A 23,400-nucleotide genomic window follows, 5' to 3' on the forward strand; every position below is an offset into this window, starting at 1 on the left:
CGTTCTTCTTCCCGCCCGCACGTCCACCCCCGTCCTCACGGGGGCGTGCCCGAGCACGACAGGTACTGCTTCCTTGCCCTCTCCCGCGCTGTCCCCCGCCGCACGGCTGCGTGCCGCGCGCCCCGACTGGCTGAACGACCCGAAGGTCTGGCGGACCGAGATCCTGGGCGGCCTGGTGGTCGGGCTCGCGCTGATCCCGGAGGCGATCTCCTTCTCGATCATCGCCGGCGTCGACCCGGCCGTCGGCCTGTTCGCCTCCTTCACCATGGCCGTCACCCTCGCGTTCGTCGGCGGACGCCGGGCGATGATCTCCGCGGCCACCGGTGCCGTGGCCCTGGTCATCGCCCCGCTCAACCGCGAGCACGGCTTCGGCCACCTCGTCGCCGCGGTGATCCTCGCCGGTGTCCTCCAGATCGTCCTCGGCGTGCTGGGCGTGGCGAAGCTGATGCGGTTCGTCCCGCGCTCGGTGATGGTCGGCTTCGTCAACTCCCTGGCCGTCCTCGTCTTCCTGGCCCAGGTCCCCGAGATGACCGGCGTCCCCTGGCCGGTGTATCCGCTGATCGCCGCCGGACTGGCCCTGATGGTGCTCTTCCCGAGGGTCACCACCGTGGTCCCGGCGCCCCTGGTGTCCATCGTGATCCTCACCGTCGTCACGGTCGCCGCGGGGATCGCCGTGCCGACCGTCGGCGACAGGGGCGAGCTGCCGTCCGCCCTCCCCGTCCCCGGCCTGCCCGACGTGCCGTTCACCCTGGACACCCTGACCACCGTCGCGCCGTACGCCTTCGCGATGGCGCTGGTCGGCCTGATGGAGTCGCTGATGACGGCGAAGCTGGTCGACGACATCACCGACACGCACTCCTCCAAGACCCGGGAGTCGGTCGGTCAGGGCATCGCCAACATCGTCACCGGCTTCCTCGGCGGCATGGGCGGCTGCGCCATGATCGGCCAGACGATGATCAACGTGAAGGTGTCCGGGGCGCGGACCCGCCTGTCGACCTTCCTCGCGGGCGCGTTCCTGATGGTGCTGTGCGTCGTGTTCGGGCCGGTCGTCTCCGACATCCCCATGGCCGCGCTGGTGGCGGTGATGGTCATGGTGTCGTTCGCGACGTTCGACTGGCACTCCGTCGCGCCGAGGACCCTCAGGCGCATGCCCGCCGGGGAGACCGCCGTCATGGTGATCACGGTCGTGACCGTGGTGGCCACGCACAACCTGGCCGTCGGCGTCGTCGTCGGCTCGGTCACCGCCATGGTGATCTTCGCGCGGCGGGTCGCCCACCTCGCCGAGGTCACCGCCGTCACCGATCCGGACGGCACGTCCGTGGTCTACCGGGTCACCGGCGAGCTGTTCTTCGCCTCGTCCAACGACATCGTCGGCCGTTTCGACTACGCGGGCGACCCCGAGCGGGTCGTCATCGACCTGTCGTCCGCCCACATCTGGGACGCCTCGTCGGTGGCCGCCCTGGACGCCGTCGGGACCAAGTACGCCCAGCGGGGCAAGACCGTCGAGATCACGGGCCTGAACGGTCCCAGTGCCCGTCTCCACGGCAAGCTCAGCGGCGAGCTCGTGGGCGGGCACTGACGCGTCGCGGATCCCGGTGGCACGCGGGCACGGGCGCCGTCCCGGCGTCAGCCGAGGCAGACGACCAGCAGGCAGAGCCGGGACGGGTCCGGTGAGGCCGTCGAGGGGTCGGAGGGCGCGGAGGGCGCGGGCTGCGAGCCGCTCTGGTCCGCGCCGCCGGTCCCGCCGGTGTCGTCGGCCGCCGGGGGCGGGGCCGTCGGCCGGGTCGCCGTGCCGGCGTCCCCGGTGCCGGAGTCCCCGGAACCGGACGCGCCGGTGCCGGAGACCGGGCCGGTGCCCGTGTCCGGGGCGGAGGCCGGCGCAGTGGTCCGGGGCGGCGCCGGTGCCCGGGTGCGCGCGGCGGCCGCGCCGTCCGCGCGGGCGCCGGACGGTGCGGTGGACGCCGGCGCGGCACCGTCCGGACGCCGGTCCCCGTCACCGGCCGAGGGCGACTGCGCGGAACGCCCCGGCGCGGACGGGGAGGTGCCGGGCGGGGTCGCGGACCCGGGGGCGTCGTACCGGTCCGCGGGCCCCTTCGCGCCGCCCATGCCCGTGACGTCGGGTGCCGCGGCGGCCTGGGCGCGGTCGCCGGCCCCCCGGTCCATCGAGGCGAGGGTCAGCCCACCGCCGACGAGGGCGACGGCCGTCGCGACCAGGGCACGCCGCTGGGTCTTCCTCCACCGGGCCAGCTGCCGCCGCCGCGCCGCCCGTCCGGTGGGTGCGGACACCGCCGGCGGCGCGTCGCCCGGCGGCACCTCCTCCACGGGGGCGGGCCCCACCGCCGTCCCGTCACCGGGACGGCCGGCGTCCGTACGCCCGGGAGGCGCCGCGGCGGCCGTCGTGGCCGCGGGGACCGCCGAGGCCGTGGAGGCCGCCGCTCCCGGGGCGGCGTGGCCGCCGATCACGCCGGGCGCGATGTCCGGGGCGTAGGCCCCGCAGCCGGGGCACACCAGGGCGCCGTTCAGATGCCGGCGACACGTGGAGCAGTAGTCCATCCGCTGTCTTCCTGGGTTGGCACACCGACGCCCGCCGGGGGCGCGGGGCGAGGGACCGGAGCAGGAACAGCAACGCTAACGAGCCCCACGCGCCACTGTGTGCAGCCCGTGTGCCACTCCTGCGCACATTCTCTGCGCGCCTCGCGGGAATGCCGTGAGCCCGCACGTCGCCCCGCCACGGCCCTGGCCGCGGCGGGACGCCGGAGACATCACCGGGGATCCGGTGGTCCGGGGCGGCGGCCGCACCGCCGGGGACGTCCGTGTGCGGGCGTGCGCCGGGACGGGCCCGGCGCCGCGGCCGTCACTCGTCGGAGTAGCCGATGGCCCCCACGGTCCACGCGCTCACCTCGGCGATCGCGACGCGGTACATGCCGCCGGTGTCCGGGATGCCGTAGCTCCCCTGGAGGATCTTGGCGACGTGGAAGTGGAGGTGGGTGGGCGGGGCGGGGCGCTCGGCGGACGCGGTGAACGGCGCGGCGAAGTGCCCCAGCCGGTCGGAGTCCCGCAGCACCTCGGCCACGCGCTCCCGCCACATGGCCTCGGGCGCCAGCCGTCCCGTGATGACGGCACCGGGGACCACCACGGTGAGGGACATCTGACTGTCCTGCTCCGTCTCCACCATCGCGGCGATGCCGACGAGCAGACCATCCGGGTGCGACATGGTGGAAGAGCCTAGCCGAGCGAGGACGCGGTGGGGTGACCCGGACCCCCGTCGACGTGCCGGTCGCTTCCGGCGCCCGGGGCCGGAGCGGGGGGCACCGGCCCCGCCGGCCCGCGGGTTTCAGCACCCCCACGCCCTCCCGGGGACGCTGAAACCGCGTTGAAGCCGTGCTGAACCGCCCCGGCGGCACGCTCTGCGGCATGACGACGACGGACCACGAACTCGCGATCGCAGCCACCGGGCTGCACAAGTCCTACGGGGACAAGACCGTCCTCGACGGCGTGGACATCCAGGTGCCCGCCGGCACGGTCTTCTCCCTCCTCGGGCCGAACGGCGCCGGCAAGACCACGGCGGTCAACATCCTGTCCACGCTGATCTCCGCCGACGGCGGCCAGGCCCAGGTCGCCGGCCACGATGTCGCCACGGCACCGGACGAGGTGCGGGCGGCCATCGGGGTCACCGGGCAGTTCTCCGCGGTGGACGGGCTGATCACCGGCGAGGAGAACATGCTCCTCATGGCGGACCTGCACCACCTCTCCAAGCGTGAGGGCCGGCGGGTCACCGCCGACCTGCTGGAGCGCTTCGACCTCGTCGACGCCGCGAAGAAGCCCGCCTCCACCTACTCCGGCGGCATGAAGCGCCGCCTCGACATCGCCATGACCCTGGTCGGCGACCCGCGGATCATCTTCCTCGACGAGCCGACCACCGGGCTCGACCCGCGCTCCCGCCACACCATGTGGCAGATCGTCCGCGAACTGGTCTCCGGCGGCACGACCGTCTTCCTCACCACCCAGTACCTGGAGGAGGCCGACCAGCTCGCCGACCGCATCGCGGTGCTCAACGGCGGCAAGCTCGTCGCCCAGGGCAGCGCCGAGGAGCTCAAGCGGCTCGTCCCCGGCGGCCATGTGCGGCTGCGCTTCTCCGACCCGGTGGCCTACGGGCAGGCGGCGAACGCCCTGCGCGAGACCACCCGGGACGACCAGGCCCTCACCCTGCACATCCCCAGCGGCGGCAGCCAGCGCGAGCTGCGCGCCATCCTCGACTGGCTCGACACCGCCGGCGTCGAGGCCGACGAACTGTCCGTGCACACCCCGGACCTGGACGACGTGTTCTTCGCCCTCACCGGCAGCCCCGTTCCCGCTCAGCCCGCCGACAAGGAGACCGCCCGATGAGCGCCGCCACCCACACCGTCCGCGACAACCTCACCATGCTGCGGCGCAACCTCCTGCACGCCCGCCGCTACCCCTCCCTGACCCTCAACCTGCTGCTCACCCCGGTCATCCTGCTGCTGCTCTTCGTGTACGTCTTCGGCAACGTGATGAGCGCCGGCATCAACGGCGGCACGGCGAACCGCGCCGACTACGTCGCCTACCTCGTCCCCGGCATCCTGATGATGACCATCGGCGGCATCGCGATCGGTACCGCCGTGTCCGTGGCCATGGACATGACCGAGGGCATCGTGGCCCGGTTCCGCACCATGGCGATCTCCCGCGCCTCCGTGCTGATCGGCCACGTCGCCGGCAGCGTGATCCAGGCGCTGATGGCCCTGGTCGTGGTGCTGGGCGTCGGACTGGCCATCGGCTTCCGGCCCGACGCGTCGCCGCTGGAGTGGCTCGCCGCGGCGGGGCTGCTGACGCTGGTCAGCGTGGCGCTGATCTGGCTCGCGGTCGGCATGGGCCTGGCGTCCCCCAACGCCGAAGGGGCCAGCAACGCCGCCCAGCCGCTCATGGTCCTGCCGCTGCTGGGCAGCGCCTTCGTGCCGCTGGACGCCATGCCGGGCTGGTTCCGCTGGTTCGCCGAGTACCAGCCCTTCTCGCCCTTCATCGAGACCCTGCGCGGCCTCCTCATGGGCACCGGGATCGGCACCAAGAACGCCGTCCTCACCCTCGTCTGGTGTGCGGCGCTGACCGCGCTGGGCTACTGGTGGTCCAGGTCGCAGTTCAACCGTGAGCCCCGGCGGTGAGTTCCCGCAGGGCCGCCGCCCTCAGCTCCTCCCGCCCCAGGGCGGCGTACTCCGACCCCGCGTCGGCGTACGCCGCCCTGTCGGCCCGCTCGGCCGCCTCCCGGGCCCGGGACAGGGCGAGGGTGGGGAACTCCCGCACCACCGGCATCCGTTCGGCCAGCGCCAGCAGCCGCACGGCCGACGTGTCGCCCCGGGAGAGCCCGGCGAAGCCGAGGGCCAGCAGGACCGTGCCGTACACCGGCAGTTCCACCGGAGCCCGTTCACCGGAGACGGACAGCATCCCCAGCAGCCGCTCCCGCAGTTGCCCGGCCAGTCCCGCCACCGGCTCCAGCCGGCCGTGCTGCGCGTGCGCCGCCACCGCCGCCGCCTGCATCCGAAGCAACCACGACACCACGAACGGATCGTCGGCACACAGCGCGCCGTCCTCCCCCGCCCGTTCCATGGCCTGCCGCCACAACCCCAGCCCGACCTCCGTCAGCCCCCGGGCCAGCGCGATCTCCGCCCGGGCCGCCAGATCGGGCGTGTAGATCCGGGCCGACTCCGGCGGCTGGTCCAGGGACGCGAGCCCCAGCCAGTACTCCGCCTCGTCGACGTCCCCGCGGTGCAGGCTGGCCAGCACCAGCCCCCAGCGGATTCCGGCCGTGTCCAGCCAGTCGTCGAACTCGCCGAGCGCGTCGAGCCCGGCCCGCAGGTGGTCGTACGCCTTCGCGCCCTGCCCGGCCTGGAGGTACAGCTCACTGACCCGTCCGTGGCCGAGCAGTTGCATGGCCGGATTGCCGGCCGGCGACAGCGTGTCGAGCATCCGCCGGGCGTACTCCAGTGCGCGCTCCGGCTGGTGCTCGGACTCCCACACGTAACTGGCGACGCCGGCCGCGATGCCCGCGAGCAGGGGCGCGTCGGCCCCGCAGAGTTCCTCCAGCCGCGCGTACTCGGGCGGGCGTATCTCCGGGACGGCACACAGCACGACGGCCAGCGCCCGCACCAGCGTGTCCGGCGGCGCGGGCGGCAGCCGGCGCAGGGTGACGAGCTGGCGTACGGCGTGCGGGCCCAGGCCCATGAAGAGGCTGGCGGCACACACCGTCGCCGCGCTGCGGGCCGGCTCCACGTCCTCGGGGCTCTCGGGCCCGGGGCGGAAGTGGGACAGCGGCCCGGCGGTCTCGGTGGCGAGGCCGGCGAGCCGGGCGAAGTTGGAGTCGGTGGCCCACAACGACGACAGCACGGCGGTGAGGGCCGCGGTGGCGGGCCCGTCGGAACGGGCCAGCGCGTGCCGTAGCGCCAGCACGAGGTTGTCCTGCTCGGCCCGGACACGGCGCCAGGAGAGCAACGCGTGGCCGCCGAACAGCACGTCGTGGTGCTCGCGGCCGAAGTCCCGCGCCCAGGCCAGGAACCGGTCGGTCACCACCTCCTCCTCGCCCGCCTCGGCCCGCCGGGCGGCGCTGAACTCCCTCAGCGTCTCCAGCATGTGGAAGCGCACCCCCGACGGGCTGTCACCCACCTTGATCAGCGACTGGCCGGCCAGCTGCTCCAGCAGGACCAGCGCGTCCCCGGTCTCGCCGAGCACGTACTGCGCCGCTTCCTCGGTGAAGCCGCCGGGGAACACCGACAGCGCGCGCAGTGCCGCCCGGCCGTCGGGCTCCAGCAGGTTCCAGCTCCACTCGACCACCGCCTGCAGGGTGCGGTGCCGCTCGGGAGCGTCACGGGCGCCGCCGCGCAGCAGCGCGAAACGATCCCGCAGCCGGCGGGAGATGTCGGCCACGGACAGCACCCGCACCCGGGCGGCGGCGAGTTCCACGGCCAGCGGCAGCCCGTCCAGGTGACGGCAGATCTCGGCCACCCGGTCGGCGGGCAGACCGACGCCGGGCCTGGCCGCCCGCGCCCGCTGCTCGAAGAGTTCGACCGAGGTGGCCAGGGAGAGCTCCGGCAGCGCGTACACGGCCTCCGAGCTGAGGCCCAGCGGGGCCCGGCTGGTGGCGAGGACCCGCAGCTCCTTCGACCGCGACACCAGTGCCTGGACGAGGGCGGCGGCACCGGCGATCACGTGCTCGCAGTTGTCCAGCACCAGCAGCGCGGACCCGGGACCCAGCGCGGCGACGATGCCGCTCACCGGGTCCCGGCCGCCGGTGAACTGCCGGCCCTCGCCGGCGCCGACGGCCGAGGCCACCTCACCGGCCACGTCGTCGTCCGCGGTGACACCGGTCAGGGTGACGAAGTGCACGACGGGCTGTTCGGCCGCCCGCCCCACCGCGTGGGAGAGCCGGGTCTTGCCCAGCCCGCCGGGACCGACGACGGTGACCACCCGGACCTCGCGCAGCAGATCGGCCACGGCGGCCAGGTCGGCGTCCCGCCCCAGCAGGGGGTTCGGCTCGTGCGGCACGCCGTGGCGGACCAGGGGCGCGTCCGCTTTCAGCAGCTCCTGGTACACGGAACGGAGCCCGGGGCCCGGATCGGTGCCCAGCTCGTCGCGCAGCGCGCGGCGGTAGGCGTCGTAGCGGGTCAGCGCCGCGGCCCGGCCGGCGGTGGCGGCGTCGCAGCGCAGCAGCTCCGCCAGCACCTCCTCGTCCCGCGGCGACTCCCCAGCCAGTCCGGCCAGCGGTGCCGCCGCCTCCTGCCGGCGCCCCAGCCGGGCGAGGGCGAGCGCGCGGGAGCGGACCAGCGAGCGGTGCGCCCGGACCCGGTCGGCGCGCAGCGCCACCACCGGATCGTGCAGGTCCGCACCCGCCCCGGCGCCCACGCTTCCGTCCCACAGCGCCAGGCCCGCCTCGGCCTGGGCCAGGGCGCCCTTCGGGTCCCCCGCCCTCGCGCGCTCGGCGCTCGCCGCCTCGTACAGCAGCAGCGCGGAACTGTCGACCTGTGTCTCGTCCAGCGCCAGCCGGTAACCGGTCGGCGTGCTCTCGACGAGATCGGCACCGAGCTGCGCCCTGACCCGGGACACCAGGACCTGCACCGCCTTGCCCGGCCGCTCCGGCAGCTCGTCCGGCCACAGCCCCTCCACCAGCCGCCCCGTGCTGCAACCGGCGCGCAGGTCGCCGGCGAGCAACGCGAGCAGCCCGCGCAACCGGGGTGCGGTGATCTCCCGCCCGCGACAGGCGACTTGGGACAGCAGGGTCAACTCGGTGGTCACGCCTGAAGGTTAGCCAGCGCCCGCCGAACGCGCCGGTGCCGGCGAGGACCCGTCCGGCCCGTCCGGCCCGTCCGGCCCGTCCGGGGCGCCGGCACCGAGGCGGTGCCGCGCGGTCATGCCACCCGGGTGGTGGTCCCCGCGGTCTCCGAGCGGAAGCCGCGGCCGACCTCCGGCGCGAGGCCGTGGTAGTGGCGGAAGTTGCAGATGAGGGGGCTCCAGACGGCGGGGTCGATGTGGTGGGTGCCCGGCACGACGATGCGTTCGTCGGCGTGGACCCGCAGCACGTCGCACTCGACGCTGAGGAAGAGGCCCGCCCCGCCGGGCGTCGTGCCGCGGACGCGCGCCTCCAGTTGCAGGGCGCACTCGGCGACCCGCGGCGGCCTCACGAGGTCGGAGCCGGCCGGGGTGAGCCCGGCCGCGGCGAACTTGTCGCGCTCGTGCCGGTAGACCGCCCGCTTGCTCCGCGGCACCGGGTCGGCCCCGGTGAGCGGGGCGAGGCGCTCCACGTGCTCCCACAGCTGCGGTGACGCCGCGTTGATCACCAGCTCCGGGCGCTCGGCGAGGTTGCGCGCGGTCTGGCTCTCGGTGCCCAGCCCCAGGACGACGTGCTGTCCCAGCGCCCAGACGGAGGAGACCGGGGCGAGGTTGACGGTGCCGTCGTCGTTCTCGGTGGTCAGCAGGACCACGGGGGTGCCGAAGTAGAGGATGCTCGGCCGGACCACTCGGTGGGTGTCGATCGTCATGCCCCGGGACGCTAGGGGCGGAACACTTCGGTGCCCGTCGAAGTGTCCTCCGCCGGTGACGGAGGGGCGACCGGCCCGTGGAGCGGCACCGCCCTCCGGGCGGCCCGGAGGGCCGGGTGAGAGCGGGCCCACGGCGGCACCGGAAGCCGCGGCCGTGGCGGTGGAACGGTTCCGCCTCCGCCGGCGTCGTCCCTCTCCAGGGGCGCGGCGGCCGTGCCCCGGGGAGGGGGACCGGGTGCGCACGGGCGGCTTCGCCGAGTGGACAAGGCGGTTCGAGGACGAGCTGGCGCGCAGGCACGCCCAGGGGGACCCGGACTGGGGGCAGGGCGCGACGCTGCACCCGGCGGTGTGGGCCAGTGTCCAGCGCTTCCAGGTCGGCGAGGACGGTGACGGCGCCAACCTGGTCGGCAAGGCCGACGAGGCCGGCGACGGCGACTACGCGCGGGCGGTCCGGCTCTTCGTCGCCGAGGAGCAGAACCACGCCCGCCTCCTCGCCCGGTTGCTGGCCGCGGGCGGCGTACCGACGCTGGCCGGTCACTGGAGCGACACGGTCTTCGTACGGCTGCGGCGCCTCCTGGGCCTGCGCACGGAACTGCTGATGCTGATGATCGCGGAAGTGGTGGCACTGCGTTACTACCGGGCCCTGCACGAGGGCGCCGACGACTCGCTCACCTCGGACGTGGCGGGACGGATCCTCGCCGACGAGCAGCGCCACGTCCCGTTCCACTGCGAGCGGCTGCACGCCTCCCTGGCGGAGCTGCCCCGCGCGGCGCGCCGCCCGGTGATGGCCCTGTGGCGACTCCTCCTGCTCGCGGTCTCCCTCGTCGTCGCCGTCGACCACGGTCCGGCGCTGCGACGACTCGGCCTCGGGCGCCTGCGCTTCACGGCCGAGGTCGCCGCCTCGTCCGGTGCGGTCGTCTCCGCGGTGCTGGCGCCCCGCCCGGACGCGTGAACGGGCACGGGCCGACAGCACGGACGGCCCACCGCTTCCCGCCCGCCTCCCGGGGGGGAGGGGCTGGGATGCCGGACCGGTGGCCCGCGTCTTCGGGGACCGGCGGGGTGGACCGGGGCCTCCCCGGACCGGCCGGGACCGGGTGGAACTCGTCCCCCGAACGGTCCCGCCCCGCGGGCGGCGGGTCCGTCCGGCCCCAGCCCCGGGGCGAGGGCCCCCTGACGCCCGCCGAGCGCTCCGCGCTGCGCGGGCACCGGGGGGCGGCGGGGCGTGGACGCCGGCGGGCAGGCCGCCGGACGCCGGGGCGCCGGGCCGGAACGCCGTTCAGCGGCGGATGAGGCCGAGGCCGGTGGCGGTGGCGACGGCGGCGGTGCGTGAGTCGACGCCGAGCTTGGCGTAGACGCGGGCCAGGTGGGACTTGACGGTGCCCTCGGTCAGGTGGAGCCGGTGGCCGACGGCCTGGTTGGACAGGCCCTCGGCGACCAGCGCGAGGACTTCGGTCTCGCGCCGGGTCAGTGCGGTGCCCGGCGTGCGCAGCCGGTTCACGAGCCGGTCGGCGACCGCGGGGGCCAGGGCGGTGCGCCCGGCGGCGGCGGTGCGCACGGCGGCGGCCAGGTCCTCGGGAGGGGCGTCCTTGAGGAGGTAGCCGGTGGCGCCGGCCTCGATGGCGGGGAGGGTGTCGGCGTCCGAGTCGTAGGTGGTGACGACCAGGACGCGGGGGGCGCCCGGCCGGGCGGTGATCCGGGCGGTGGCCTCGGCGCCGCCCATTCCCCTGCCGAACTGCAGGTCCATCAGCACGACGTCCACGTCGCCCTCGGCGGCGCGGGCGACGGCCTCCTCGGCGGTGGCCGCCTCGGCCACCACGGTGAGGCCGGGTTCGGTCTCCAGCACGGCGCGCAGCCCGGCCCGCACCACGGGGTGGTCGTCGGCCAGGAGGAGGCGGATGGGGGTGTCGGTCACGGGCGGGCCTCGGGTTCGCGTGCGGGGGCGGGTGCGGGTGCGGGTGCGGGGTCGGACTCGGGGCCGGCGTCGGCAGCGGGCTCCGGCTCCGGCTCCGGCTCCGGTTCCGGTTCCGGTTTCGGCTCCGGCCCGGTCTCCGGGTTCCCCGTCGGCTCCGGCTCGGTCCCGGCGGGGGAGAGGGGCAGCCGGGCGGTCAGGGCGGTGCCCCGTCCGGGGGCGGACACGAGGGTGAGGGTGCCGCCGAGCGCGTGCGTCCGGGCGCGCATGGCGGCCAGCCCGAAGCCGCCGCTCCCGGGGTCGGGCGCGGGCAGCCGCTCGGGGTCGAAGCCGGTGCCGTCGTCGACGACGGCGAGGGCGATGTGCCCGCCGGGGTGGCTGAGGGTGACCTCGGCGGTGCCGGCGCGGGCGTGGCGGACGGTGTTGGCGAGGGCCGACTGGGCGATGCGCAGCAGGGCGACCTCGTGCGCGGTCGGCAGCGGGACCGGGTCGCCGGTGAGGTGGAAGCGCACGGGGAGCCGGTGCCGGGCGGTGGTGGTGGCGCACAGGCGCTGCAGGGCGCCGGCCAGGGTGGTGCCCTCCAGGGCGGGCGGGGCGAGGGCGGCGACGAAGCGGCGGGCCTCGGCGAGGTTGTCCACCGCGGCCCGGCGGGCCTGCCCGATGTGGCGGGCGGCGGCCTCGTGCCGGTCGGGGAGGGCGCGTTCGGCGGCGCGCAGCAGCAGCTGGATGCTGGACAGTCCCTGGGCGAGGGTGTCGTGGATCTCGCGGGCCAGGCGTTCGCGTTCGGCGAGCACCCCGGCGGTGTGCTGGGCGGCGGCGAGGTCGGCGCGGGTGGCGGTGAGCTCCTCGATCAGCCGGCGGCGCCGTTCGCTCTCGCGGTACAGGGCCTGGTAGCCCCACACGACCGCGACGGCCACGGCGGCGCCGAGTGCGGGCCCGAGGACCATGGCCGCGCTGAAGGCGCCCTGGTGGGCGGCGAAGGCGGTGGTCGCGGCCGTCGCGGTCGCGGCGACCGCGACGAGACCGGCGCGGCGCGGCAGCAGGTGGAGCTGGAGGAAGTACAGCGGGAAGGCGACCCAGACCCCGTCGGCGGACAGGACCAGCAGCCCCGCCCACACGGCGCCGACCGCGGTCAGCCACCCGGCGGCGGCCGGCCGGGAGCGGCGGACGCGGGGCAGGAGCGGGCCGGCCGCGTAGACCAGGGCGCACGCCGCGGCCGTGCCCACCACCGCCCCGGCGTGCGGGCGGCCGTCGGCCACGGCCCGCCCGGCGGTCAGGGCGAGCAGGCCGACGACCAGCAGGTGCAGACACCGGTCCAGGGTCCGGGTGGTCGGGGTCGGAGCGGGGGTGGGGACGTTCACAGTCCTCCCAGCCTAAGGAAGCGACCGGCCTCGACGCCTCCATCGAAAGGTGTAAACCGGGTGGCGCCTTTCGATCCGTGAAGTGAGGCCGCCCGCCGGATGCCCCCGCAGGAGGGTGACGGTGAGGGTGGGGGCACACCGTCCGCACCACCGGAAAGGGCAGGCCGAAGCCGTGTTCGTCGCCTGGAGAGACCTGAGGTTCGCCAAGGGGCGCTTCGCCCTGATGGGGGCCGTCGTCGTGCTGATCACCCTGCTGGTCGGGCTGCTGTCCGGACTGACCGCCGGGCTGGGGCAGCGGAACGTCTCCGCGATCACCGGCCTGCCCGCCGACCGCATCGCCTTCGACGCGCCCGGCGACGGGCAGGACCTGTCGTACACCGACTCCACCGTCACCGAGGAGCAGTGGCGGCACTGGGCCGAAACCCCCGGTGTCACCGGCGCCGAACCGCTGGGCATCACCACCACCGAGGCCACCGCCGGGGACCGGAGCACCGGGGTGTCCGCCTTCGGCGTCCGGCCCGGCTCCCCGCTGGTCCCCGGCAGCGACGGGCTCGGCGCGCGCACGGCGGTGGTGTCCGCCACGGCCGCCCGCGACCTCGGCCTCGAGCCCGGGGACGTCTTCGCCCTGGCCGGGCGGAGGCTGACGGTGGCCGCGGTCGAGGGCGACGCCTTCTTCAGCCACACACCCGTGATCTGGACCGGCCTCGACACCTGGCGGGAGACCGCGCCCCCCACCGGGAGCGGCGACCCGGCCGCGACCGTGATCGCCCTGTCCACCACCTCCGGCGCCGACGTGCCGGCCGCCGACCGGGCCGCCGGCACGAGGACGGTGTCCAGGGACGACTCGCTGTCCGCGATCGGCTCCTACGCCTCCGAGAACGGCTCCCTGCAACTGATGCGCGGCTTCCTGTTCGTCCTCTCCGCCCTGGTCGTCGGGGCCTTCTTCACCGTCTGGACCATCCAGCGCGGTACGGACATCGCCGTCCTCAAAGCGCTCGGCGCCTCCACCGGGAGCCTGCTGCGGGACGCCCTCGGCCAGGCCGCCGTCCTGCTGACCGGCGGCACCCTGATCGGCACCGGCCTCGCCGCCGTCCTCGGGGCCCTCGCCGCCGGTGGCACGGTGCCGTTCCTGCTGACCCCCGGCACCGTCCTGGTCCCCGCCGCCGTGATGGTCCTGCTCGGTGTGCTCGGGGCCGCCCTGGCCGTCCGCCGCATCACCTCCGTCGACCCGCTGACCGCCCTGGGGGGCGCCCGATGAGCCTGAACCTGACCGGTGTCACCCTCACCTACCCCGACGGCGAGACCCGGCTGACCGCCCTGGACCGGGTCACCCTGGACGTGCCCCGGGGCAGCCTGACCGCCGTGATCGGGCCGTCCGGGTCCGGCAAGTCCAGCCTCCTGGCCGTGGCCGCCACCCTCGTCACCCCCGACGCCGGCACCGTCACCGTCGACGGCACCCCCACCACCGGCATGACCCGCGGCGAGCTGACCGACCTGCGCCGCCGCAGGATCGGGATCGTCTTCCAGCAGCCCAATCTGCTGCCCTCCCTCACCGCCGCCGAGCAACTCCAGGTCATGGCCCGGATCGACGGCCGCCCACCGGGGAAGGCCCGCGGCCGGGCCATGGAACTGCTCGAGGCCGTCGGCCTGACCGGCCAGGCCGCACGGCGTCCCCACCAGCTCTCCGGCGGCCAGCGCCAGCGCGTCAACATCGCCCGCGCCCTGATGAACGACCCCACCGTCCTCCTGGTCGACGAACCCACCAGCGCCCTCGACCACGAACGCGGCGCCGCCGTCATCGACCTGCTCACCCGCCTCACCCACCAGCGGGCCACCGCCACCGTGCTGGTCACCCACGACCGCACCCACCTCACCGCCGTCGACCGGATCGCCGAGGTCCACGACGGGCGCCTCAGCCTCCCGACGCCGACCCGCTGACCGTCCGCCGTCGACCCGCTGCCCCGCCGACCCGGGACGCCGCCGGCGCCGGAGGGTCACGCCGGCTCGGCGGCTCCCGCGGGGTCCCCGGCTTCCGGCCGGTCCCCGGCTCCCGCACGGTCCTCGGCGGCGATGCGGTCCAGCCACTCGCCGAGCAGGGCGCGCTCCCCGGAGGTCAGGGACCGCACCCCGTCGCGCATCAGGGACTTGAGGGCGACGGCGTGCACGGCCGCGTGGCGGGTCCCGGCACCCTGCGGGGCGCCGGTGCCGTCGGCCGGGGCGAGCACGGAGCCCAGCACGGCCTCCCGGACGCTCTCGGACAGGCCGTCGTAGTCGGCGAGCCTGCCGTCGGCCTGCGCGGCGATGAGGGTGAGGGTCACCCCCATGCCCGCGGAGTGGATCATCGCGGCGGCCGCCTCGACGCCCGTGCGCAGCCGGCCGGCCTCGGCCACCCGCTCGACGATGCCCAGCAGCACCTGCTGGGCGTCACCGGTGACCGCGAACTGCTGGCCGGGCCGCGGCTCGGTGTACAGCAGCCGGTAGAGCGCCGGATGGGCCAGGCCGAACGCCACGTGCATGTCCCAGCCGCGCCGCAGCCGCGCCACGGGATCGCCGTCCCCGTCCGGGGCCCGCTTGGCGGCCAGGTAGGACGCGTATCCCCGGCGGGCCACCTCGTCGAGCAGTCCCTGCATGTCGCCGAAGTGCCGGTAGATCGTCTGCGCCTGCACGCCGGCGGCCGCGCTGACCGCGCGCGTGGAGACCGCCTCCCGTCCGCCCTCGTCGAGCAGTGCCGCCGCGGCCCGCAGGATCCGCTCGCGGGGCTGCTCCGTCCCCGTCCCCACCGTTGCCATGCATCGACGATAACACTTGCGGTGCATCGGTGATGTGTTAGCGTTGATGTGTCAGCTCGGTTATCACCGATGCGGCTGTCGGGTCGCGCCCTCTCGGGCGCCGGCCCCGGCCCGCTTCCCCGCACCTCACCGAAGGACGGATCACCATGACCGGCACCACCGGCACCACCACCCGCGTCGCCCTGGTCACCGGGGGCTCCGGCGGCATCGGACGCGCCGTCGTCGAGCGCCTCGCCGGGGACGGCCTCGCCGTCGGCGTGCACTACGCCGGCAACAAGACCCGCGCCGACGACACGGTCGCCGCGGTCACCGCGGCGGGCGGCCGGGCGATCGCGGTCGGCGGCGACGTCGCCGACGAGCACGCCATGGCGGAGGCGTTCGACACCGTGGAGCGGGAGTTCGGCGGGATCGACGTGGTCGTCCACACGGCGGGCGTCATGCGGCTGTCGCCGATCGCCACGCTGGACCTGAACGACCTGGACCGGATGCACCGCACCAACGTCCGCGGCACCTTCGTCGTCTCCCAGCAGGCGGCCCGGCGGGTGCGCGCCGGCGGCGCCGTCGTCAACTTCTCGACCTCGATCACCCGCCTCCGGTTCCCCTCCTACGGCGCCTACGCGGCGAGCAAGGGCGCGGTCGAGGCCATGACCCTCGTCCTGGCCCGCGAACTGCGCGGCAAGGACATCACCGTCAACGCCGTGGCCCCCGGCCCCACCGCCACGCCCCTGTTCCTGGAGGGCAAGGACCGGGCCACGGTCGACGAGCTGTCCAAGGCGGCCCCGCTGGAGCGCCTGGGCACGCCCGAGGACATCGCCGAGGCCGTCGCGTTCCTCGCCGGCCCGGCGCGCTGGATCAACGGACAGGTCCTGTACGCCAACGGCGGCCTGGCCTGACGTCCTCCCCTCCCTCCCGTCCCCTTTCCCTCCTTTTCCTTCTCCCCGTGCTCCCCGCCGGGCCGCGCGGGCCGCGGTGCCCGGCGGCCGTCGCGCACCGCGCGGACTAGGATCCGGGCCATGGCCCTGACCGTGAACGACGTGGACCGGTTCGAGGCGTCCAGGCCCCGCCTGGAGGCCATCGCCTACCGCCTCCTCGGCTCCGCGAGCGAGGCCGAGGACGTCGTGCAGGAAACGTTCCTGCGCTGGCAGGCCGCCGACGTCCGCCGCATCGAGGTGCCCGAGGCCTGGCTGACGAAGGTGCTCACCAACCTGTGCCTCAACCAGCTCACCTCGGCCCGCGCCCGGCGCGAGACCTACGTGGGCCAATGGCTCCCCGAGCCGCTGCTCGCCGGAGACCCGATGCTCGGCCCCGCCGACACCGCCGAACAGCGCGAGTCGCTCTCGTACGCGGTCCTCACCCTGCTGGAGCGGCTGTCCCCGGGCGAGCGGGCGGTGTACGTGCTGCGGGAGGCCTTCGACTACCCGCACCGGGAGATCGCCGGGATCCTCGACATCACCGAGACCGCCAGCCAGCAGATCTTCCACCGCGCCAAGAAGCACGTCGCGGCCGGCAAGGCCCGCACCGAGATCGACGAGGCCACCGCCCGGCGGGTCGTCGACGAGTTCCTCGCGGCCGCCACCAGCGGCCGGACCGAGCCGCTCGTGCGGCTGCTCACCCAGGACGCCGTCGCGATCGGCGACGGCGGCGGCAAGGTCCCGGCCCGCACCAAGGCGTTCGAGGGCGCCGTGGCGGTCGCGAAGTTCGTGCGGGGCCTGTTCAAGCCCGGCAAGGCCAAGCGCGACCTGATCGGCGGCTCGCCCGGGGTCTACGCCGCGACCGCCAACGGCGACCCCGCCCTCGTGGCGGTGCTCGACGGCCGGGTCGTCGGCGTCATGTGCCTGGCGGTCACCCCCGGGGGCATCACCGCGATCCGCAACCAGGTCAACCCCGACAAGCTGGAGCGCGCGACCCGGCGGTGGGCGGCCGCCGACCACGGAGAACCCCTGCTCCGTTTCTTCTGACATTCATGTGACGCGCGTCACATCGCAGTCCTGTCAGGAAACGGCGGGCCGCCCGGTTCAAGGGGCGAACCGCCGACGACAGGAGCACCGCAATGCAGCACCGCATCATCGTCCTCGGAGCCGGATACGCCGGAGCCGTCGCGGCCGGACGCCTCGCCAGGCGGCTGCGCCGCGAGGACGTCGCCATCACCCTGGTCAACGCCGAGCCCGACTTCGTCGAGCGCGTCCGGATGCACCAGCTCGCGGTCGGCCAGGACCTCAGGCCCCGCCCCCTCGACGAGATGTTCGCGGGCACCGGCGTCGCACTGAGGCTCGCGAAGGTCACCGGCGTCGACGTCGACCGCAGGGCCGTCGCCGTCACCGGCGAGAACGGCGCCGAGGAGCTGGAGTACGACACCCTCGTGTACGCCCTCGGCAGCGGCTGGAACGACCGGGGCGTCCCCGGCGCCGCCGAACACGCCCACGAGATCGCCGGCCGCCCCGGAGCGCTCCGGCTGCGCGAGCGCCTGGCCCGCCTGGACGCCGGACAGCCCGTGGTCGTGGTCGGCGGCGGCCTCACCGGCCTGGAGGCCGCGACCGAGATCGCCGAGTCCCGTCCGGACCTCGACGTCGCCCTCGTCGCCCGCGACGGCCTCGGCGACTGGCTCTCGCCCAAGGGACGCCTGCACCTGCGGAAGGTCTTCGGCGAACTCGGCATCACCGTGCACGAGCACGCCACCGTCACCGGCGTCGGGGCCGACCGCGTCGACACCGCCGACGGCACATCCGTCCCGGCCGCGGTCATCGTGTGGACCGCCGGGTTCGCCGTCCACCCGATCGCGAGGGCCACCGCCCTGGAGGTCACCGGCACCGGCCGGATCGTGGTCGACGGGACCATGCGCTCGGTCTCGCACCCGGACGTGTACGCCGTCGGCGACGCGGCCATGGCCATGGGCCCCGGCGGCAAGCCGCTGCGGATGTCGTGCGCCTCGGGCGGCCCCACCGCATGGCAGGCGGCCGACGCCATCGTGGCGCGCCTGACCGGCGGGAAGCTCCCGAACGTGCCGATCCGCTACTTCAACCAGTGCATCTCGCTGGGCCGCGGGGAGGGCCTGATCCAGTACGTCACCGCCGACGACCGCGCCGTCCGGGCGGCCCTGACCGGCCGGCTCGCGGCCGTCTACAAGGAGCTGGTCTGCAAGGGCGCGGCCTGGAGCGTCGCCCGTCCGACGCTCGGCATGCCGGCCCGGCGCCGCCGCGTCGTGCGGAAGCCGGTCCCGGCGGGCTCGGTGGTCCCGGTGGCCGAGGCGGCCGAGGCGTCGGCCTGAACCGCGCGGACGAGAAGGCCCCGGCCACCGCCCCGCGCCCTCCTCCCGGAGCGGACACCGGGGACCGGCCCCGCGCTCCCCGCCCGGGCCGGTCGCCCGGTCCGGGACGGAGGGGCGCGTGCGGGGGAGCAGGAGGCGCGTGCGAGGGCCGGAGGAACGCCCCCCGCGACCCGTTGTGACCCCTGACACGTCGCGGCTATCCTTCAACTTCCTTTTCTCGGCCTTCTCTTCTCAACCGCTTCCTCTCAACTCCGCTCGCAGAAGGCCGAGTCGGTCAGGAATCAGTCAGAAGCCAGTCAGGAGCCGGTGTCGTTCCCGGCGCGTGTCGATCAGGCTGAACACGGGGGAGTTCCGCATGACCACACCTCTCGACGACCCTTCCTTCCCCAACGACCAGTCCATCGAGTTCATACGGGAGTTCCGGGTCGCCGTGGCCCCCGCGTACGAGAACCGGGCGAGGCTGGGGACCAGTCCGCCGCTGTTCCTCCTGCGCGTGCCGCGGGCGTCGTACCGGAGCGCCGCGGACCGTGTCGTCGCCGCCCTCACCGGAGCGCTGCGGCAGCGGGTGCCGTTCGCCCACCTGCCGGCCGGCACCGGCGAGGAGGCCGACGCCCGGCTGCTCTCCGTCAGCGCCGGGACGCAGCTGTACCGCACCACTCCGCAGCACATGACCCCCGACCGCTTCCCGCACTTCCACGTCATGTGCGACCTGGTGGACTACATCAGGTCGCACCCGGAGGAGTGGGCGACCCACGCGGACCAGGAGGCGGAGCTGCGGGCCCACGCCGGTGAGCAACGGGCCCAGCGCGGCGGCCCGTTGGCCTTCACCAGGATGGAGGGCCCGGCCCTCGACGGGCTCGCCGGCTTCCTGGCCGGCCTCAGCTGGCTGTCGTTCGTCCAGCTGCTCCCGAAGTGGTGGTGGGCCCACCGCATCTCCCGCAAGGTGATGCGGGGCTGGCTCGGTGCGCAACCGGTGGCCCAGGGCAGCAACAACCTCTTCCGGGTGATGGACCGCGTGGCCGCCGAGCGCTCCGTCCAGCTCATGGACGACCCGGCCCACGAGGAGGCGCTCCAGGAGTTCGACTGGCTCGTCCTGCGCGCCCTGCTGGAGGACCTGCGCCGGCCCGCGATCGGCCGGATCCTGCCCGGCCGGCGCCGCAGGACCAGCCGCCCGGTCCTGTTCGTGGAGCTGCCCCCGGAGGGAGAGGCGGGCGCCCGCGCCGCGGAGCGCTTCCTGCGCTCCCTGCGCCGGGCCCAGGCCACCGCCGGACCGCCGGGCCCGCTCGTCGTCGCCGTGGGCGTGCCCTCCGCCACCCTGCTGCGGGAGCTGGGCGACCCGGCCGGGAGCGGGTTCCCGGAGGCGGGCAAGCGCCTCGCCGACCATGCCGCCGCCGACGCCTCCCCGGTCCTGACCGACGTCTCCGAGGCCGCCCTGGCGGAGCACGGCGTGCGCGTCCTGCCCGTCGAGCCGAGGACGTTCAGGTTCGGCCGGCAGGTCCCGGCCACGATCGTCGGCGGGGTGGCCGCGCTCGCCCTGCTCGCCGCGGGACTGCTGCTCCCGCCCGTCTTCTTCCCCCCGCCGCGCGACTGCCTCGGCGGCACCGGGTCCGTGGCGGAGTCCGCTCCCGCGGAACCGGTGCCGGTGCAGGCCACCGCCTGGTACGAGGCGGCCGTGAAGACCATCGCCGACCAGAACGCGCGCGTCGACCGGTACGCCGAGCAGGGCCGTACCGTGCGGACGGTCGTCGCCTTCGTGTCCGACCCGCCGAAGACCGACGACGAGACGCGCTTCGACGGGACGATCCCGGAACTGCGCGGCATCGCGATGTGGCAGCGGAAACTGAACCGCGAGGCCGCCGCCGACGACTCCCTGATCCCCCTGCGCGTGGACGTGCGCGAGGCCGGAGTCGCCTTCCGCGACGCCGAGAGCGAGGCGAGGAAGCTCGCCGCGGAGGTGGCGGACGAGAGGAACGTCCCGGCGTCCGACCGGGTCGTCGGCGTGCTGGGCTTCGCGCAGAGCCGTGGCGAGACCCAGGCGGCCCTGCGGGTCCTCGGCGAGGCGGGCATCCCCTCGATCGGCACCACCGCGACCGCCGACGAGATGCTCACCGGTCCCGCCGTACGGACCTACTGGCCCTCCACGCCGTTCAACTCGCGGGAGGCCAGGATCGAGGCGGACTTCGCGTACACGGAGAACATCGTGGCCGAGTCCGGCCACGAGGACCGCTGCGTCCCGGCCCGGCACGCGATCGTGATCGAGAGCTCCGCGGACCTGTACAGCCACAGCCTCGCCCGCCGGTTCGTCGACGAGTTCGAGGGCACGCACCAGGTGTTCGACTTCAACCAGGAGGGCGAGTTCGGCGCCGCCGCGCTGAGCGGTGCGGTCAGCCGGTCCGACGCCGCCCTGCTGGCACGGTCGCTGTGCGACGCGCTGGAGGACGAGCCGGACTCGGTGGTGTACTGGTCGGCGCGGGCCAAGGACTTCACCGCGCTCATCAACTCCATGGACACCGCGGGGACGTGCACCGCGCGCGACGTGACGGTGCTCGGCGGCAACGAGCTGACCAACGTGGCGCAGACCGGAGCGTTCGCCAACAAGGACTGGCTGCGCCTGTACTACTCCGCGCACCGGCTGCCGGCCGACGACCCGGAGGCGAGCGACCGGACCCGGCAGTTCGTGGACGAGTACGACGCCTACGTGGAGGCCACCACCGAAGGCACCGACCCCTGGCGCCAGGACGGCCACTCCGCGGTCTCGTACGACGCCTTCCACGTCCTGTCGCACGCGGTGCGCCAGGCCGGGCTGGCCGATCCGGCCGTCGACCGCACGTCCGTCCTGCTGGTCCTCGGCGCGGGCATCGCCTTCGACGGGGCCACCGGATACGTCTCCTACGACGGCGCCAACGCCCCGCCCCACGACAAGACCCTCGTCCTGCTGCGCCAGTCGGGGAACCGGCCGGAGGCGGTGCTCGCCTGCGGCGCCTACCGCCAGCACCGGTCGAGCGAGGAGCAGGGGCCGCCCTGCGCGGGCTGACCGGCCGCGCCCGGTGCCGGCCGGGCGCGCGGGGCACGGAGCGGCGGACGGGGCGACCGCGGCCGCCCGGTGCGGGGGCGCGCGGCCGGCCTCCGCCCGCGCCTCGCGCCCTTCCTGTGACTCCTCCTACACTCACCGTCACACGACGCACCGACGCGAGGGGGCCGGATGGTGCCGGACGGAACGGCCGGGCAGGGGGACGCCGCCGCGGCGGCCGGGCCGACGCTGGGGGGACTGCTGTCCGTCATGGGGGCCGGCGCGCTGGAGCCGTACGTGACCCCGCGCGGCCTGGGGGCCGTGGTCGAGGGGGTCACGGTGCTGGACCCGCTGGAGCCGGTCCTCCCGCGGGGGCAGGTGCTGCTGGCCGTGGGCACGGACCCGCAGTCGGCCGCCGCCGTCGACGCCGTGCGCGCGGCCGCCGCCGCGGACGCGGCCGCGGTGGTCTTCGGGCCGGGCAGGTCCGGGCGGCCCCCGGACGCGCTGCGGGCGGCCGCCGAGGACGCCGGCACGGCGGTGCTGCTGCGGACGGCGTGGTGCGGCTGGACCGAGCTGGTCGGCGCGCTGCGGGCCGGTCTGGTCCTGTCCGGGGTCCCCGCCGACCCCGCCGTGGCGGCGGTGATGCCGGGCGACCTGAACGGGCTGGCCGACGCGGTGGCGGTCCTGGTCGGCGGCGCGGTGACGATCGAGGACGTGGAGTCCCGGGTCCTGGCGTACTCGTCCACGAAGGAGGACGTGGACGAGCTGCGCCGGCTGACGATCCTCGGCCGCCGGGTGCCGGAGTGGCGCGTGGCCGCCATGCGGGAGACCGGGTTCTTCCGGGCGTTGTGGGGCTCGGGGGACGTCATCCACCGGCCGGCGCACGGGGAGAACCCGGAGCGCCTGGTGGTGGCCGTCCGGGCGGGCGGAGAGATCCTGGGGTCGATCTGGGTGGCGGCCGCGGGCGGCGACCTCCCGCCGCACGCCTCCGACACCCTGCGGTCGGCGGCGCGGGCGGCCGCCGCCCACCTGCTCCACCACCGGTCGCACCGCACGCACGCCCGGCTGGTCGAGGACGCGGCCCGCGCGCTGCTCGACGGACGGGGATCCGCCGGCGTGCTGGCCGAACACACCGGGATACCGGAGCACGGGCACTGCGCCGTCCTGGCGGTGCGCCCCGGAGCCTCCTGCAAGGGGGAGGAGACCGGCAGGCTGTGCGCCCTGCTGGCGGTGCGCTGCGGCGCGTACGACCTGACGCCGGTGGTGGTGCCGGTCGACCGGGGGGCCCTGGTCCTGGTGGGCGCGCTGCACCGGGACGCGGAGCGGGCCGCCGACCAGATCGCACGGCTGGGGAGGTCGCTGGCCCGGCAGGTGGCCGACGCGTTCGGGCCGGAGACGAGGATCGGCCTGGGCACGGTGGCCGAGGCCCTGGCGGACCTGCCCGAGTCCCGCCGGTCGGCGGACCTGGCCCTGAGGGCGCTGCTCTCGGCGGGGGAGCACCGCACCGTCGCCTTCGCGAGCGAGGTGGCCGAGACGATCGCCCTGAACCAGATGCTGGACGCGCTGGCGGGGACGGTCCCGGCACCGGAGACACCGGTGGCGCGCCTGGTGGAGTTCGACGCGGGGCAGGGCGGGGGCACCATGGTGCGGACCCTGCGGGCGTACCTCGACCACTTCGGCCACGTGCCGGACACCGCCCGGGCGCTGGGCGTGCACGCGAACAGCCTGCGGCACCGGATCAGCCGGCTCACCGAGGTGTCCGGGCTCGACCTCCGCAGTCCGGACGCCCGCCTCCTCGCCCAGTTGCAGCTGCGCCTCCTGGAGCGCGGTGGCCCGAAGGCGTGAGCGCTCGTGCGCCGGCACGAAGGAAGGGCGGCTTCCTCGTGCCCGGGCACGAGGGCGGCCGCGCCGCGTCCGCGGTTTCGCTCCGCGGTGAGAACCGAGCGGAGGAACACCGGAACTCACGACGAAGACGCCCGCACCGCTCCGACGGGAGTCTGGTGGCCCGCCCACGGCAGCCGTGGG

The 23,400-nt window shown here is 75.4% G+C and carries 18 protein-coding genes; 11 read left to right on the top strand and 7 right to left on the bottom strand.

Features of this window, described 5'->3' with window-relative positions:
* The first annotated feature begins 88 nt into the window (after positions 1–88).
* Positions 89–1,579: a SulP family inorganic anion transporter gene (locus GL259_RS20460; protein ID WP_159538806.1), complete on the top strand. Its 1,491-nt coding sequence runs from the start codon at positions 89–91 to the stop codon at positions 1,577–1,579.
* A gap of 47 nt (positions 1,580–1,626) precedes the next feature.
* Here the strand turns inward: GL259_RS20460 and GL259_RS20465 are convergent, their stop codons facing one another.
* Positions 1,627–2,553 carry a hypothetical protein gene (locus GL259_RS20465; protein WP_159534822.1) on the bottom strand — a complete coding sequence of 309 codons (927 nt, stop codon included), beginning with the start codon at positions 2,551–2,553 and terminating at the stop codon, positions 1,627–1,629.
* A gap of 301 nt (positions 2,554–2,854) precedes the next feature.
* On the bottom strand, positions 2,855–3,214 hold the full coding sequence (locus GL259_RS20470; RefSeq protein ID WP_159534823.1) for a hypothetical protein: 360 nt from the start codon (positions 3,212–3,214) through the stop codon (positions 2,855–2,857).
* Between the two features lie 200 nt (positions 3,215–3,414).
* Between GL259_RS20470 and GL259_RS20475 the strand changes: the two genes are divergently transcribed.
* Entirely contained in the window at positions 3,415–4,386 is a 972-nt protein-coding gene (locus tag GL259_RS20475; RefSeq protein WP_159534824.1) for an ATP-binding cassette domain-containing protein, read from the top strand.
* Positions 4,383–5,177 (top strand): ABC transporter permease, encoded by a 795-nt coding sequence (locus tag GL259_RS20480; RefSeq protein WP_159534825.1) that lies wholly within the window; start codon positions 4,383–4,385, stop codon positions 5,175–5,177. Before GL259_RS20475 ends, GL259_RS20480 begins: the two co-directional genes overlap by 4 nt.
* Here the strand turns inward: GL259_RS20480 and GL259_RS20485 are convergent.
* Positions 5,155–8,298 carry a BTAD domain-containing putative transcriptional regulator gene (locus tag GL259_RS20485; RefSeq protein WP_159534826.1) on the bottom strand — a complete coding sequence of 1,048 codons (3,144 nt, stop codon included), beginning with the start codon at positions 8,296–8,298 and terminating at the stop codon, positions 5,155–5,157. The two genes, GL259_RS20480 and GL259_RS20485, sit on opposite strands and share 23 nt — an antisense overlap.
* A 113-nt stretch (positions 8,299–8,411) precedes the next feature.
* On the bottom strand, positions 8,412–9,041 hold the full coding sequence (locus GL259_RS20490) for a flavin reductase family protein (protein WP_159534827.1): 630 nt from the start codon (positions 9,039–9,041) through the stop codon (positions 8,412–8,414).
* 235 nt (positions 9,042–9,276) lie between these two features.
* Here GL259_RS20490 and GL259_RS20495 point away from each other — a divergent pair, with 235 nt between their 5' ends.
* Positions 9,277–9,993, top strand: coding sequence for a ferritin-like domain-containing protein (locus GL259_RS20495; protein WP_159534828.1), 717 nt, complete (start codon positions 9,277–9,279; stop codon positions 9,991–9,993).
* A gap of 324 nt (positions 9,994–10,317) precedes the next feature.
* On the opposite strand, the gene GL259_RS20500 is transcribed toward GL259_RS20495, so the two are convergent.
* Both GL259_RS20500 and GL259_RS20505 read right to left on the bottom strand, forming a co-directional pair.
* A complete protein-coding gene (locus GL259_RS20500) occupies positions 10,318–10,953 on the bottom strand; it encodes a response regulator transcription factor (protein WP_159534829.1) in 636 nt (211 codons plus the stop codon).
* Positions 10,950–12,311 (bottom strand): sensor histidine kinase, encoded by a 1,362-nt coding sequence (locus GL259_RS20505; RefSeq protein ID WP_159534830.1) that lies wholly within the window; start codon positions 12,309–12,311, stop codon positions 10,950–10,952. The genes GL259_RS20500 and GL259_RS20505 overlap by 4 nt, the downstream gene beginning before the upstream one ends.
* 172 nt (positions 12,312–12,483) lie before the next feature.
* On the opposite strand from GL259_RS20505, the gene GL259_RS20510 reads away from it, so the two are divergent.
* A complete protein-coding gene (locus tag GL259_RS20510) occupies positions 12,484–13,569 on the top strand; it encodes an ABC transporter permease (RefSeq protein ID WP_159534831.1) in 1,086 nt (361 codons plus the stop codon).
* Positions 13,566–14,249 (top strand): ABC transporter ATP-binding protein, encoded by a 684-nt coding sequence (locus GL259_RS20515; protein ID WP_159534832.1) that lies wholly within the window; start codon positions 13,566–13,568, stop codon positions 14,247–14,249. The genes GL259_RS20510 and GL259_RS20515 overlap by 4 nt, the downstream gene beginning before the upstream one ends.
* A 56-nt stretch (positions 14,250–14,305) precedes the next feature.
* On the opposite strand, the gene GL259_RS20520 is transcribed toward GL259_RS20515, so the two are convergent.
* Complete coding sequence (locus tag GL259_RS20520; RefSeq protein ID WP_159534833.1) at positions 14,306–15,100, bottom strand: TetR/AcrR family transcriptional regulator; 795 nt, start codon at positions 15,098–15,100, stop codon at positions 14,306–14,308.
* A 146-nt stretch (positions 15,101–15,246) separates the two neighbouring features.
* On the opposite strand from GL259_RS20520, the gene GL259_RS20525 reads away from it, so the two are divergent.
* From GL259_RS20525 to GL259_RS39340, 5 genes are all read left to right on the top strand, one after another.
* A complete protein-coding gene (locus GL259_RS20525) occupies positions 15,247–15,993 on the top strand; it encodes an SDR family oxidoreductase (RefSeq protein ID WP_159534834.1) in 747 nt (248 codons plus the stop codon).
* A gap of 120 nt (positions 15,994–16,113) precedes the next feature.
* Positions 16,114–17,058, top strand: coding sequence for an RNA polymerase sigma factor SigJ (gene sigJ / locus GL259_RS20530; protein ID WP_159534835.1), 945 nt, complete (start codon positions 16,114–16,116; stop codon positions 17,056–17,058).
* Positions 17,059–17,150: 92 nt separating this feature from the next.
* A complete protein-coding gene (locus GL259_RS20535; RefSeq protein ID WP_159534836.1) occupies positions 17,151–18,365 on the top strand; it encodes an FAD-dependent oxidoreductase in 1,215 nt (404 codons plus the stop codon).
* 355 nt (positions 18,366–18,720) lie between these two features.
* On the top strand, positions 18,721–21,399 hold the full coding sequence (locus GL259_RS20540; protein WP_159534837.1) for an ABC transporter substrate-binding protein: 2,679 nt from the start codon (positions 18,721–18,723) through the stop codon (positions 21,397–21,399).
* Positions 21,400–21,567: 168 nt separating this feature from the next.
* Complete coding sequence (locus tag GL259_RS39340) at positions 21,568–23,220, top strand: helix-turn-helix domain-containing protein (protein WP_159534838.1); 1,653 nt, start codon at positions 21,568–21,570, stop codon at positions 23,218–23,220.
* Positions 23,221–23,400: the final 180 nt, after the last annotated feature.

The organism is Streptomyces sp. Tu 3180 (genome assembly GCF_009852415.1).
In the GTDB taxonomy this organism is placed as follows: domain Bacteria; phylum Actinomycetota; class Actinomycetes; order Streptomycetales; family Streptomycetaceae; genus Streptomyces.